The sequence below is a fragment of the Pseudomonas sp. MB-090624 genome, assembly GCF_003205245.1.
Taxonomy (GTDB): Bacteria; Pseudomonadota; Gammaproteobacteria; order Pseudomonadales; family Pseudomonadaceae; genus Aquipseudomonas; species Aquipseudomonas juntendi.
In genome coordinates, this window is record NZ_QJRK01000032.1 from 1 (window position 1) to 13,135 (window position 13,135).

Here is a 13,135-nt window from a genome sequence, read left to right on the forward strand (position 1 = left end):
GCCCAACCGACCCCAACAAGTCCGGTCCTGTGGTAGGCCCGCGCGGAAACCTTCGCGACTCGCATGGCCTGCAAGACACCGCCGTATCGCCCTTGGGCAACACCTTCGCTCTGCACAACCCGTGCGTGATGTTCCAGTACAGCCGCGCAACCGGCTTCTAAACCGAGAGGATTCAAATATGGGCGTTCGCCTGATCGCAAAAGACGTCGATGCCGAGGCATACGCGACGGAATACTCGGCGCCTGTTCGCCGCGCGCTGGAAATGATCCACTTCACCAACGTCAGTCAGTCCAAGGCTGCACGCAACTATGCGCCCGGCAAGGCGCAGGGCATTGTTGTGGGGGCGCCTGTGGCCTCAGCTGACCGCATCACCTGCAACGGCCTGACCAACTTCATCCAGTCGGGCATCCAAGAGCCATCCGCAATCACCTTCTTCATGATCGCAAGGTCTGGTGATTCGAATACCAGCGGCGCTACGCGTCCTGGATTTCTGGGAACCTTCGATGGCCTTGCGGCTGACGGCGGCGCATCCGACGGTTTTGCGCTGTTTTTCAGCGGAGCCAATGCAATTTCGGTCAACGCCTGCTACGGCAACACCGCTTCGGACAAAGTTTTCCCGCGGGCGACGCTTGTCTCCCAGGACGCTGCCAACTGGGCGCTTTACAGCGCCGTGATCAGTGCCGCCGGTATCGTCTTCAGCGACCTGACCAACAATCGTACCACTACGCAATCCGCCACCGGCGGCCTGCCGCGCCGACCTACTACGAATAAGATCCGCATCGGCAGCCTGTTCACCCCGAGCGGATTCACCGGGTCGTGCGATATCGCCGCTGTTCAGTTGCACTCTGCCGTTCTGACCGCAGAAGAGCAGGCCCTGACCGTTGCTGACCTGCGCGCCTACGCTGCACGCAAGGGGATCAGAGTATGAGCATGTCGCTTTGGGAGTTGGCCGCTACGCCGTTGAGCGAAGGTCAAGCGGCCGATGCGGTCAAGGAACCGATCAACCTACCGTTCGAAAAATGGCTCAAGGGCCAGCTCAAGCAAAGAAAGCTGGCACTACCTCAATTCCTGCGGGATGCCAGCAACGGCGAGTACCTGAACGCGGCAGTTCAGACTCTTTACCAAGCCTGGTTGGCTGAACATGCGCCCGGGTAGCCGGGCACGCGCTCGCTGCGCAAGCATCATGGAGCGGCAGGCAAACCGACGCGCAGCCATCCGCCTGTGCCGTCCTGGTGATCCGTTCCGTGACCTGATGATGGAATGCTACAGGTCGGACCGACGCACCTGTTGCGAGCAAATCGCACTAAGCAGGCCACTGCCATGAATGCAACTCGCCCTAGTCTCCAGCCCGCCCAGCGCGGGCTTTTTTTCGCCTGGAGAAAACCTATGACCACACCCCGCGGCGTCCGCAATAACAACCCAGGGAACATCGATTACAACCCGCGCAACGCCTGGCAGGGGCAACTGGGCCTCGAGGTAGGCGTAGCCAAGCCGCGCTTCGCCCGCTTCGACCATCCAGAGAACGGCATTCGCGCCCTGGGCAAGCTGCTGCTCAACTACCGGGGTAAGGATGGGATGCCCGGCGTTGGTCGGGCTGGTATCGACACCCCGCTGGAGTTCATCAACCGGTGGGCGCCGGCGAGTGAGAACGACACCAATGCCTATGCCCAAGCCATCGCCAAGCGCCTGGGAGTCGGCGTGCGCGACTCGATCGATATCTCCAAGCCGCAGATCCTGCGCGAGCTGGTGGTGGGCATCATCGTGCACGAGAACGGCACCAATCCGTATCCGTCGACGCTGATCGATGAGGGCATCAGGCGGGCCCTGGCATGAACGCCGCGCTTGTAGCGCTGAAGGCCATACCGCTGTGGCTGGTGCTGGCCCTGGCCGCCGCCGGCGTAATCTGGTGGCAGCACGGCCAGATACAGGATGCTCGCGCCGATGTCGCGGCTTTGGCCGAGGAGGCAGGTGCTTGCCAGGCGGCCCGAGACAACCTGGTTGCCCTGACGACTGAGCAAGGCAAGGCGCTGGGCGACCTGCAGCTGGCGATCAGGCAACGCCAGGCCGCCGCCGAAAAGGCTGTAGCCGATGCGCGTGCCAGCGCCCAGGCCGACTACCAAGCCGCCAACCGGCTGCAGCAGGAGCGCACCGGAGGCGACCAGTGCACGGCTGCCACCTCGATCATCGACAAGGAGCTTGGCTTATGACCATTGTAAGCCGATCCCTGCAAGGGGCGGGGGTGCTCGCAGGCTTTCTCCTGCTTGCAGGCTGCGCAAGCCATGTCGAGCCAGAGGTGCGCACCGTGCGCGTCGAGGTGCCAGTGCAGGTGCCGTGCCGAGCGCCGGAGGTGGCGGTTCCGGCCTGGGCGGCTACCAGCCTGCGCAAGACCGACAGCTTAGAGGTAAAAGTGAGGGCGCTGTTGGCGGAGCGGCGGCAGCGGATCGGGTACGAGCGGGAGATCGTGGCTGCTAATGCAGCATGCCGCTGATCACTCTTCTGATTGATCAGCGTTAGCCTGCTTTTTGGTTTGCAAAAGGGCTTTCGCGTATACGTTGCCAAGCGCTTCTATCGTTTCGCGATCAAATTTTACGTCTTCTGGATGTACTTCGGGAATGCTCATAGGAGCTCGGTTCGCGAATGGCCCTAATAGCTTTAGTATCGATAGCTGATTCTGAAGCGCGTCCCAAGCCAGCGTGATAGTGCGTAACGCCCGCTCAGCTGAAAAGCTCTGGGTCGGTTGACTCACAATTCCATTTTTGAACCCGACATATAGAGAGTTATTTTTCAGGTCATTCCGGAAGTCGGGGGCTGTTCCAGCTGCACCGATCATGCTCTCCGCCGCGTTCGGATCAAAGCCAGCGCAGAAAACGATACTGTTTATCGTCTCGGCGATCAGCTTCTGTTTGTGATCTCGCAATCTTCGCTCAAGTTTTTTGAAATCTACGGGATGCCCGGCAAGTATTCTTGTGCCGGCCGCCTGCAACATGAGCGTTTTAGCTATTTCTTCACGCGCAAGATGCGCAAGCGCGAACGCGCGAGCATTAGCCTCGTTGTCATAAAGGATCTGAGACTCTCTGATGAGAGAGGCGGCATTAGTTAGAAGCGCGTCGATGTAGGCATCGATTTGCTCAAGTGAAAATGCCATGAAACCGCTCCTTTTGGCTGTTAAGGTCCGGCTGCCGGAATCGCACGCGCCCGGCGGCCTAGCTTTACACCTTCGCTAAAACGATAGCGGCGATGAGACCCAGCACAACAGCGGTCACCGGATCGAGCCCGAAGGAGCAAAGCCCCCAGACTACGCCACCAAACGCCGTGAGGCGTTTAGGTAAAGCTGCTGAACCAGCCTGATTCATAACACCCATAGGGCGTCCTCCTCTAGCTGTTTCTCCAGGTCTCATGTAGCAGTTGGCGAGGAGGTTCAGACTTCGCTGCCTGTTGTTTCTTTTCACCAGAGTCCGGCGGCAGCGTCCCAACTGGACGGTTGCAGGGCAAAGCAAGGCTTCGCATCCTGGCATCTTGCAATGGCGCGACGATATCAGTAAGCCGCGCCGGCTGTCGATCATCTTCTCGCTTGAATGGCCTGAATCCGTGCAGCGAGATCGGCTGTCAATTGATGGAGGTCATTTGCGAAATACCTAATATGCCGGATGTGCGCTAGGTCGAATGGCACGTCCCCGCCACTTTGTGTGATCAGGATAACCTCTTTTCCCAGCGCATGAGCCACCCCGATTTCGTAGAACACATTAGGATTTCGGTTCGTACAGTCGCAGACCACAATTGAAGATCTGTCGATCAGGTCAACAACGTCCTGGATGATTGCGTGATTTTCCCAAATATCATCCGCTCGGTGGCAGCGCATCTGGTTGTTAGACGCAGCAGTCTGAATCGCATTGTAGACCCCGCCGAATCCAGCAAACGGCATCATCGCGCTTAATAGATCCTGCTCTACAATTTGAGGTGCGCGTAATTGGAATACTTTGGGTGTACGGTCGGGCCTGTTGACTTCCGTTGCCACAACCTTATAGAGATCTGCTCTCGGTACCCGCCAATGGCTGTGCTCAAATGGCGTGAAGCCGCGTGTAGGCATGGGAATGTCAAGTTCTGCAGCGAGACGTACCACCTCCTCATGAGGAATGGGAGGTACGTTCGGTTCGTAATGGTATTGGATGCTCAAATCCCGACCGGATCTGGTGACAGCTGTGATGGTACCGACCCTGGCGAACTGAGCCTCGTCCCGTCTCGTTTCCTCGACGAACAAAGCAGGAATGCGGGTCAGGAGGTCAAAATTTATAGATCCATCAGCAAGCCTCAACGCATGGTCAGCTGCGTCTATGTAGACACGGTCGTGAGTTACCGCATCTCGACGGCCGCTCCAGCCGCCGTACCGCACCAAGAGATTATACAAGCCTGCCTCCTGCCCACTCGCCGCTGCTATGAAGGCTGTCATAACACTGGCATTTCTCAGCCAAAACAGCCCAATTTGACACAAAAAAGGCACTTGCGATTATCGCTAAGTGCCTGATTTGTAAGGATAATTTGGTGGAGCCGGGGGGATTTGAACCCCCGTCCGCCAGTACTCCGCTGTCGGTACTACATGCTTAGCCGTGTCTACTGATTTAATCCGCAGCCGCCCGACGGGCAGGGTGCTTTGGATGAGTTGTGTAAGTTTTAGTCACTTCGCCCACAACGTGCTACGCGACGATCCTGTTCTGTATGACAATCAGTTCGGGTTTACAGGCATCCCCTAGTGATTGCTGGAGCCGAAGCTACCAGAAGCAACGGGTCAAGAGGACTGCTTACGCAGCCAGCTTGTACTCCGCGCCGAAGGTTTCGTCATTGGCAACTATAGAAGTTGCAACAGTGGATTTACGAGTTCTGTTACCAACTCGGCATGCACCTAGAGTTTCGCTACCGGCGTCGAATCCTAATCGGCCCCTACACTAGCTCTTGGCTAACGCACCTTACGGCACGTGAGCAGGAGTATACGCCATTGTGCGGGCGACGTCGACAGCTGGTCCTGTCGCCCGCCCAGGGCTTAGGCGCCGCCGCTGCCCGAACCGCTGCCTTTCTCGGTTTTTTCCAGGCGCTCCAGCACTTTGCTGGTGATGGCGATGCATTCCTTGGTGTCACCCGAGGCCTGGGCAGCCTTGGCTTTGTCGACGTGCTCGGTCACGGCTTTGTCCAGGCCTTCGGAGGTGGCGCCGGCGGTGGCCATGCTGTCGTCGATTTTTTGCAGGTTGATGGCGCACAGGTCGTCAGCAGCGAACACCGGCGAAGCCAGCAGGGTAGCGGCCGCGAACAGGGCCGAAAGCGCGGTACCTTTCATGGGAGTCTCCTCTGGGGCCTCGGGAAGGTGGGCCTAAAGGATGGACCTTGGCAGTTTTGCAAGGGTTCAATCTTGTTCGTGCCTCGGGGGCGGGGTTGTTTGCGAGAGGGGGGTTGCCCGCGAACACCGGCGTAGCCGGTGCCAGGCACCGCGCTGGATTCTTCGCGGGCACGCCCGCTCCCACACAGGGCGCGTCGCGCTTACGGATTGAGTTCTCTTCGCGACAGCGCAGCCCGTTGGGCTGCGTTATCTCCCACAATGGACCGCGCAGGCTTCAGAGGCTGCGGGGGCGGGTGACGCGGTCCACCAGGTAGACCAGGCCGTGGTAGTCGATGCCGCTGTGGCTGCTCAAGCCGATTTCGCAGGTGCGGCTGGTGGAAATGCCTTCGCTGCAGTACTGCACGGCATCCTTCAGGCTGCGCAGCGAGTGGGCGTTGAGCTCGGGGGTGGTGAAGCCCTTGTCGCCAGCGAACCCGCAACAATGAATGCCTTCCGGGATGACTACCTGCTTGCTGCAGCGCCGGGCCAGGTCGATCAGGGCCTGACTTTCGCCCAGGTGCTGGGTGCTGCAGGTCACGTGCACGGCCACTGGCTCATCCTGGGGGGTGAACTCCAGGCGTTCGAGCAGGTGCGTGCGTATGAAGCGCACGGGGTCGTACAGGTCCAGCCGGGTGTCGCCCAGGTCTTGTACCAGGCGCAGGGTGCAGGGGCTGGTGTCGCAGTAGATCGGGTCAAGGCCGCCGCGGCTGGCGTGCAGCAGGGCGTTGATCAGCTCCTGGCGCTTGTGTTCGGCCTGCTCGGGGTAACCCTTGGACGCAAACGGCTGGCCGCAGCACAGGCTGTCGGCGTTGTCGGGGAACACGACCTGGTAGCCGGCCTTTTCCAGCAGGGCGCGGGTCTTGTCCAGCAGCGGGCTTTGCTCGCGGTCGGCATAGGCCGGGCCCATTACCCTGGACACGCAAGCCGCCAGGTACACCACCCGTGGGCGGGCGTCGTTGCTGGCCTGGCCGAAGGCGACCGGGCGCAGCGGTTGGGGCATGGCGGGCGTCCACTGCGGCAGGCGGCCGTTGCTGGCTTTGCGCAGGGTGGCGCTCAGGCGGCCCAGGCGTGGGGCGCCGAGCAGCTTGCGCGCGCTGTTGGCTGCGGTCAGGGTCAGGCGGGCGCCGCCCAGTGCGGTGGGGAAGTGCTCGGCCAGCCAGTTGGCGGTGTTGCCGTGGTCGGCAGCCTGGCTGCGCAGTTTTTTCACCAGCTCGCCGGTATTGATGCCCACCGGGCAGCGCTGGGCGCACAGGCCGGTGGCAGCGCAGGTGTCGATGCCTTGGTACTGGTAGGTGCGCATCAGCTCGCGGGTGTCGATGCCGGCGCGTTGCTTGGCCTGGATGTCCCGCCACATCACGATACGCTGGCGTGGACTGAGGGTCAGGCCCTTGGACGGGCACACGGGTTCGCAGAAGCCGCACTCGATGCACTTGTCGACGATTTCGTCGGCGGCGGGCAGTGGCTTGAGGTTTTTCAGGTGGATGGCCGGGTCGTCACTCAGCACCACATCGGGGTTGAGGATGCCGTTGGGGTCGAGCAGGCGCTTGAGCTGCCACATCAGTTGGTAGGCGTCGTGGCCCCACTCCAGCGCCACGAACGGTGCCATGTTGCGCCCGGTGCCGTGCTCGGCCTTCAGCGAACCGCCAAACTCCACGGCCACCAACTGCGCCACGTCGTCCATGAATGCCTGGTAACGGGCAACCTCTTCGGCGCTGTTGAACCCTTGGGTGAAAACGAAGTGCAGGTTGCCTTCCAGGGCGTGGCCGAAAATGATCGCTTCGTCATAACGGTGCTTGTCGAACAGCTGGATCAGGCGGTTCACGCCCTCGGCCAGTTGCTCGACCGGGAAGGTCACGTCTTCGATGATGACGGTGGTGCCGGTCTGGCGCACGGCGCCGACGGCGGGGAAGGTGTCTTTGCGGATTTTCCACAGCTGGTTGTACACCGCCGGGTCTTCACTGAAGTCCACGCGCTGCTCCAGCGGGAAGTCGGCGATCGAGGCCATTACCTGCTGCAGTTGCTCGTGCAGCAAGCTCTGGCTGGCCGCGCGTGACTCGATCAGCAGGGCGCAGGCGTTGGCCGACAGGCCTTTTACCCACAGCGGCATGCCGGCCATGTCCTGCACCGAGCGCAGGCTGCGGCGGTCGAGCAGTTCCACGGCCGACACCGGCTGGCGCTTGAGTACCGGCACCGCGCGGCAGCAGCTTTCCACGCTGGGGAACACCAGCAGGGCGCTGGCCTTGTGCGGGTGGTCGGGCACGGTGTTGTAGGTAACAGCGCTGATAAAGCCCAGGGTGCCTTCGGAGCCGACCAGCAAGTGCTGCAGAATATCCAGCGGCTGGTCGTAGTCCACCAGCGCGTTCAGCGACAGGCCGGTGGTGTTCTTCAGCCGGTACTTGTGCCGGATGCGTTCGGCCAATGCCGTGTTGGCGCGGGTTTCGCGGCCCAGCCGGGCCAGCGCTTGCAGCAGCTCGGCATGGCTGGCTTCAAAGGCCGCCACGCTGGCCGGGTCTTCGCTGTCCAGGCGGGTGCCGTCTGCCAGCACCAGGCGCAGGCCGGCCAGGGTGTGGTAGGTGTTCTGGGCGGTGCCGCAGCACATGCCGCTGGCGTTGTTGGCGACGATACCGCCGATCTTGCAGGCGTTGATCGAGGCCGGGTCGGGGCCGATCTTGCGCCCGAACGGGGCCAGCCAGGCGTTGGCCTGGGCGCCGATCACCCCGGGCTGCAGGCGGATCTGTTCGCCTTGGCCACGGATCTCGCGGCCGTTCCAGTTATCGCCCAGCACGATCAGCACCGAGTCGCTGATGGCCTGGCCAGACAGGCTGGTGCCGGCGGCGCGGAAGGTGACCGGCACCCGGTCGCGTTGGGCCAGCTTGATCAGGCCGACCACTTCGTCTTCGGACTCGACGCGCACCACCAGCTTGGGGATCAGCCGGTAGAAGCTGGCGTCGGTGCCGAAGGCCAGGGTCGAGGTGGGGTCGTCGAAGCGGCGTGCGGCGGGGATCAGGCGCTCGGCATCACGCAGAAACGCGGCGGGCAGGCTCATGCAGTCTCCTCGCGGGGCTGTGGCCTCTGCGTGCCACATGCCCCGGGTCTATCAGGCGGTCGTTGGTGCAGGCGCTCAGGCGCCCAGTTCGCGTACCAGCGAGTCGCGGGTGATTTCGCTGATGGTCTTGGCGCCGGTCAGCACCATGGCTACGCGCATTTCCTTCTCGAACAGCTCCAGCAGGTTTTTCACCCCGGCCTGGCCATGCACGGCCAGCGCATAGAGGAAGGCGCGGCCAATCAGCACGGTGTCGGCACCCAGGGCGATCATGCGTACCACATCCAGGCCGCTGCGAATGCCGGAGTCGGCGAGAATCTTCAAGTCACCTTTCACCGCATCGGCAATGGCCGGCAGGGCGCGGGCGCTGGACAGCACGCCGTCGAGCTGGCGGCCACCGTGGTTGGACACGACGATGCCGTCAGCACCGAACTTGACCGCATCGCGGGCATCATCGGCATCCAGGATGCCTTTGATGATCATCGGGCCATCCCAGAACTCGCGGATCCACTCCAGGTCCTTCCAGGAAATGGACGGGTCGAAGTTGTTGCCCAGCCAGCCGATGTAGTCGGCCAGGCCGGTGGGGTTGCCCCGGTACTTGGAGATGTTGCCCAAATCATGCGGGCGGCCCATCACGCCCACGTCCCAGGCCCACTCGGGGTGTGTCATGGCTTGCAGCACGCGGCGCAGCGGGCCGTGCTTGCCGCTCATGCCAGAGTGGGCGTCGCGGTAGCGGGCGCCGGGCACGGGCATGTCCACGGTGAATACCAGGGTCTTGACCCCGGCCGCCTTGGCCCGCTCCAGGGCGTTGCGCATGAAGCCGCGGTCCTTGAGCACGTACAGCTGGAACCACATGGGGCGGTCGATGGCTGGCGCCACTTCTTCGATCGGGCACACCGACACCGTAGACATGGTGAACGGGATGCCATGGGCCGCCGCCGCCCGCGCCGCCTGCACTTCGCCACGGCGGGCGTACATGCCGGTGAGGCCGACCGGGGCCAGGGCCACGGGCATGCTCAGGGTTTCGCCGAACAGCGTGGTCTGCAGGCTGAGCTCGGACATGTTCTTCAGCACGCGCTGGCGCAAGGCAATGCTCGCCAGGTCGGCGACGTTGTGGCGCAGCGTGTGCTCGGCGTAGGCACCGCCGTCGGCATAGTGGAACAGGAAAGGAGGCAGCTTGCGTTGGGCCGCGGCGCGATAGTCGGTAGAGGCAGAAATGATCATGGATTCTCGCAGCGTTGCTTGGGGGGTATGCCAGGCGCCCGATGGCGCCCGGCCCCTTTCACTCTAGTGATGAACCAGCATGCCGGTCAGCCAGTAAGCCTGGATCAGGGTGATCAGGCCGACGATGGTGGCAAAGAACAGGCTGTGCTTGACGGTGAAGCGGAACAGGTCGGATTCCTTGCCGACCAGGCCGGTGGCGGCGCAGGCCACGGCGATCGATTGCGGCGATATCATTTTGCCGGTCACGCCGCCGCTGGTGTTGGCTGCTACCAGCAGGGTGTCGTTGACCCCGATCTGGTGGGCGGTGGTGGCCTGCAGCGAGCTGAACAGGGCGTTGGACGAGGTGTCCGACCCGGTCAGGAACACACCCAGCCAGCCAAGGAACGGCGAGAAGAATGGGAACGCCGCGCCAGTGCCGGCCAGCACCAGGGCCATGGTCGACGACATGCCCGAGTAGTTGGTGACGAAGGCGAAGGCGAGCACCATGCCAATCGACAGGATGGGCCAGCGCAGCTCCCAGAAGGTCTCTTTGAAAGTGGTAAGACCAGTTTTGAAGTTGATTTTCAGCACCGCCATGGAGATCAGCGCCGAGAGGAAGATCGCGGTGCCGGTGGCGGAGATCGGGTCCAGCTTGAACACTGCGGGCATGGCGGTTGGCGCGGCCACGATCGGTGCGGTCTTGATCACCAGTTGGTCAAGGTGCGGGATGGCGAAGTTGAACACGAAGTTGTACATCGCGCCGCCCGGGGCGAAGGCTGCCTTGAACGGTTTCAGGGTCCAGATGGTAACCAGCACGGTCAGGATCAGGAACGGCGACCAGGCCTTGAAAATTTCGCCAAAGCTGTAAGGGCTTGGCTGGCTGCCGCTTGGCTGCACCACGGCGGCACCCACGCTGGCCTTGGCTTCGCCGAACGCGCGCTTGGGTTGCCACACTTTCAGGAACAGGGTGAGGCAGATCAGGCTGGCCAGGGCCGAGGTGATGTCTGGCAGCTCGGGGCCAATGAAGTTCGAGGTGAAGTACTGGGTCACGGCAAAGCTCAGGCCGGCGACCAGGGCCGCAGGCCAGGTTTCTTTCACACCGCGCAGGCCGTCCATCATGAACACCAGCCAGAACGGCACGAACAGCGACAGCAGCGGCAGCTGGCGGCCGGTCATGGCGCCGATGTGGAAGGCGTCGATACCGGTCACCTGGCCGGCCACGATGATCGGGATGCCCAGGGCGCCGAAGGCGACCGGTGCGGTGTTGGCGATCAGGCACAGGCCGGCGGCGTACAGTGGGTTGAAGCCCAGGCCGACCAGCAGTGCGGCGGTGATGGCCACCGGCGCGCCGAAGCCTGCTGCACCTTCCAGAAACGCGCCGAAGCAGAAGCCGATCAGCAGTACCTGCAGGCGCTGGTCGTCGGTGATCGACAGCACCGAGCTGCGGATCACTTCGAACTGGCCGCTCTTGACCGTGAGTTTGTACAGGAACACCGCGGCAACGATGATCCAGGCAATTGGCCAAAGGCCGTAAAGGAAGCCGTAACCTGCGGCAGCCAGCGCCATGTCGACCGGCATCTGGAAGGCGAATATGGCCACCAGTACCGACAAGGCCAGGGTAATGCTACCCGCCACGTGGCCCTTCAGGCGGAACACGGCGAGGGCAAGGAAGAAGAACACGATGGGAATGACCGCCGCCAGTGCGGACAGGCCAAGACTACCAAGCGGGCTATAGAGTTGTTGCCAGGTTTGCATATGGGGTGGCCCCTAATTGTTGTTGGTCAGGCGCTGGCATTGGATAATTGGTAAGACCAATTTACAATGGCTGGTCGCTAGGTTAAAAGCGCTGTCGTGGGTGTGTCAATTTGTCCCGTGCAAAACTTTGGTCGCGTGCCGATGAGCGGGCAGCTGATGTGCCGGGAAAATCGTGGCCTGGTGGGTGTTCGCGCGCGCTGGATCGGCGAGAATAGGCACCCCCGGGTGTGTGCCGGGGTTTGTGGAGAGCATGTGATGGTTTTTGATCAGGTTCGCCAACGGCGCCTGTCCGACGACATTGTCGATCGGTTGGAAGCGATGATTCTGGAGGGCACCCTCACGTCGGGGCAGCGGCTGCCCGCCGAGCGTGCGCTTGCCGAACAGTTCGGCGTGTCGCGCCCGTCACTGCGTGAGGCGATCCAGAAGCTGGTGGCCAAGGGCTTGTTGGTCAGCCGGCAGGGGGGCGGCAACTTTGTCGCCGAGTCGCTGGGGTCCACCTTTAGTGACCCGCTGTTGCAGTTGCTGGAGCACAGCCCCGAGGCCCAGCGCGACCTGCTCGAGTTCCGCCATACGCTGGAGGCGTCCTGTGCGTATTACGCGGCGCAGCGCGCTACCGAGCCAGACCGGGCGCGGCTGAAGGCGGCGTTCGACACGCTGCAGGACTGCTACGCCAGGGTCGATGAGGTGACCCGGGCCGAGGAGGGCGCGGCCGATGCGCGCTTCCACCTGGCAATTGCCGAGGCCAGCCATAACGCGGTGCTGTTGCACACCATTCGTGGCCTGTTCGACCTGCTCAAGCGCAACGTGGTGACCAACATCGGTGGCATGTACCAGCAGCGGACCGAGACCCGCGACATGCTGATCAGCCAGCACCGCGAGCTGTACCTGGCGATTGTCGAAGGCAGGGCGGAGGAGGCGCGAGAGGTGTCCAGCCGGCACATTCTGTATGTGCAGGAAGTGCTGGAAGAAGCGCATGAGGAGGCGCAGCGGGTGGCGCGGGCGGAGCGGCGTAGCGGGCGCTGACTCGGTCTCTTCATGCATGTGCGGTTAATGTGGGAGCGGCCTTGTGTCGCGATGGGCTGCGAAGCGGCCCCTGGGCTTCGGCAATGAGCCGAGATTGCTGGGGCTGCTTCGCAGCCCATCGCGACACAAGGCCGCTCCTACACTGACCGCGCTGATGACAAAGAAGGTTTTAGTCTTCCTTGCCCTTGTTGCGCACCGCCCGCTGCAGCTCGCGGTTGGAATCGCGTTCGCGCACGGTGTCGCGCTTGTCGAATTCCTTCTTGCCCTTGCCCAGTGCAATTTCGCACTTGATCAGGTGCTTGCTCCAGTACAGCGACAACGCCACGCAGGTGTAACCCTTTTGCGCCACCGCCGCTTCCAGGCGCTCAAGCTCGCGCTTGTTCAGCAGCAGCTTGCGCGTGCGCATCGGGTCGGCGATCACGTGGGTGCTGGCCGTGGTCAGCGGGGTGATGTGGCTGCCGAACAGCCAGGCCTCACCGTCCTTGAGCAGCACGTAGCTGTCGACGAGGTGCGCCTTGCCGGCTCGCAGGCTTTTTACTTCCCAACCGGACAGGACCAGCCCGGCCTCGAACTTGTGTTCGATGAAGTAATCGTGTCGCGCTTTTTTGTTCTGCGCGATGGTCCCGGTCGGATGTTTCTTTTGTTTAGCCATAGGGCCGGCATTATAGGCAAGACCGTGCGTCGTTCGCTATGGGATTTCGGTGTGCTTGAGCCACCGCAATGAATACCGGACAATACAAGCCCTG

Annotated in this window: 14 protein-coding genes and 1 other RNA gene; 6 read left to right on the forward strand and 9 right to left on the reverse strand. The window is 62.3% G+C overall.

Going from position 1 to position 13,135, the window contains the following annotated elements; translation table 11 throughout:
* Positions 1–178: 178 nt before the first annotated feature.
* The 5 genes from DMX12_RS17920 (at position 179) to DMX12_RS17940 (ending at position 2,488) form a co-directional block, all read left to right on the forward strand.
* Positions 179–928 carry a hypothetical protein gene (locus tag DMX12_RS17920; protein ID WP_054881458.1) on the forward strand — a complete coding sequence of 250 codons (750 nt, stop codon included), beginning with the start codon at positions 179–181 and terminating at the stop codon, positions 926–928.
* Positions 925–1,155, forward strand: coding sequence for a hypothetical protein (locus DMX12_RS17925; RefSeq protein WP_054881457.1), 231 nt, complete (start codon positions 925–927; stop codon positions 1,153–1,155). The genes DMX12_RS17920 and DMX12_RS17925 overlap by 4 nt, the downstream gene beginning before the upstream one ends.
* A 231-nt stretch (positions 1,156–1,386) precedes the next feature.
* On the forward strand, positions 1,387–1,833 hold the full coding sequence (locus DMX12_RS17930; protein WP_054881456.1) for a structural protein P5: 447 nt from the start codon (positions 1,387–1,389) through the stop codon (positions 1,831–1,833).
* On the forward strand, positions 1,830–2,207 hold the full coding sequence (locus DMX12_RS17935; protein WP_054881455.1) for a hypothetical protein: 378 nt from the start codon (positions 1,830–1,832) through the stop codon (positions 2,205–2,207). Before DMX12_RS17930 ends, DMX12_RS17935 begins: the two co-directional genes overlap by 4 nt.
* A complete protein-coding gene (locus DMX12_RS17940) occupies positions 2,204–2,488 on the forward strand; it encodes a hypothetical protein (RefSeq protein ID WP_054881454.1) in 285 nt (94 codons plus the stop codon). Before DMX12_RS17935 ends, DMX12_RS17940 begins: the two co-directional genes overlap by 4 nt.
* Here the strand turns inward: DMX12_RS17940 and DMX12_RS17945 are convergent, their stop codons facing one another.
* The 8 genes from DMX12_RS17945 to DMX12_RS17980 all read right to left on the reverse strand — a co-directional run bounded on the left by DMX12_RS17945 (position 2,489) and on the right by DMX12_RS17980 (position 11,366).
* Positions 2,489–3,145 (reverse strand): AbiV family abortive infection protein, encoded by a 657-nt coding sequence (locus DMX12_RS17945; protein WP_054881453.1) that lies wholly within the window; start codon positions 3,143–3,145, stop codon positions 2,489–2,491.
* Between the two features lie 64 nt (positions 3,146–3,209).
* Positions 3,210–3,362 carry a hypothetical protein gene (locus DMX12_RS29335; RefSeq protein ID WP_156089073.1) on the reverse strand — a complete coding sequence of 51 codons (153 nt, stop codon included), beginning with the start codon at positions 3,360–3,362 and terminating at the stop codon, positions 3,210–3,212.
* Positions 3,363–3,559: 197 nt separating this feature from the next.
* Positions 3,560–4,405, reverse strand: a complete 846-nt coding sequence (locus DMX12_RS29625) for a hypothetical protein (RefSeq protein WP_218187177.1) — start codon at positions 4,403–4,405, stop codon at positions 3,560–3,562.
* A gap of 132 nt (positions 4,406–4,537) precedes the next feature.
* Positions 4,538–4,936, reverse strand: a transfer-messenger RNA (tmRNA) gene (ssrA, locus tag DMX12_RS17955).
* A 99-nt stretch (positions 4,937–5,035) separates the two neighbouring features.
* Positions 5,036–5,326 carry a hypothetical protein gene (locus tag DMX12_RS17960; protein WP_009685320.1) on the reverse strand — a complete coding sequence of 97 codons (291 nt, stop codon included), beginning with the start codon at positions 5,324–5,326 and terminating at the stop codon, positions 5,036–5,038.
* 274 nt (positions 5,327–5,600) lie between these two features.
* Entirely contained in the window at positions 5,601–8,411 is a 2,811-nt protein-coding gene (locus DMX12_RS17970) for an FAD-binding and (Fe-S)-binding domain-containing protein (protein ID WP_110679050.1), read from the reverse strand.
* A gap of 75 nt (positions 8,412–8,486) precedes the next feature.
* Positions 8,487–9,632: an FMN-dependent L-lactate dehydrogenase LldD gene (gene lldD / locus DMX12_RS17975; protein ID WP_009685323.1), complete on the reverse strand. Its 1,146-nt coding sequence runs from the start codon at positions 9,630–9,632 to the stop codon at positions 8,487–8,489.
* 63 nt (positions 9,633–9,695) lie between these two features.
* On the reverse strand, positions 9,696–11,366 hold the full coding sequence (locus DMX12_RS17980; protein ID WP_009685324.1) for a lactate permease LctP family transporter: 1,671 nt from the start codon (positions 11,364–11,366) through the stop codon (positions 9,696–9,698).
* A gap of 255 nt (positions 11,367–11,621) precedes the next feature.
* Between DMX12_RS17980 and DMX12_RS17985 the strand changes: the two genes are divergently transcribed.
* The gene (locus tag DMX12_RS17985) at positions 11,622–12,389 is read left to right on the forward strand and encodes a GntR family transcriptional regulator (RefSeq protein WP_054881451.1); all 768 of its coding nucleotides are present in this window, start codon (positions 11,622–11,624) and stop codon (positions 12,387–12,389) included.
* A 169-nt stretch (positions 12,390–12,558) separates the two neighbouring features.
* On the opposite strand, the gene smpB is transcribed toward DMX12_RS17985, so the two are convergent.
* Positions 12,559–13,041 (reverse strand): SsrA-binding protein SmpB, encoded by a 483-nt coding sequence (gene smpB / locus DMX12_RS17990; protein WP_029887491.1) that lies wholly within the window; start codon positions 13,039–13,041, stop codon positions 12,559–12,561.
* Positions 13,042–13,135: the final 94 nt, after the last annotated feature.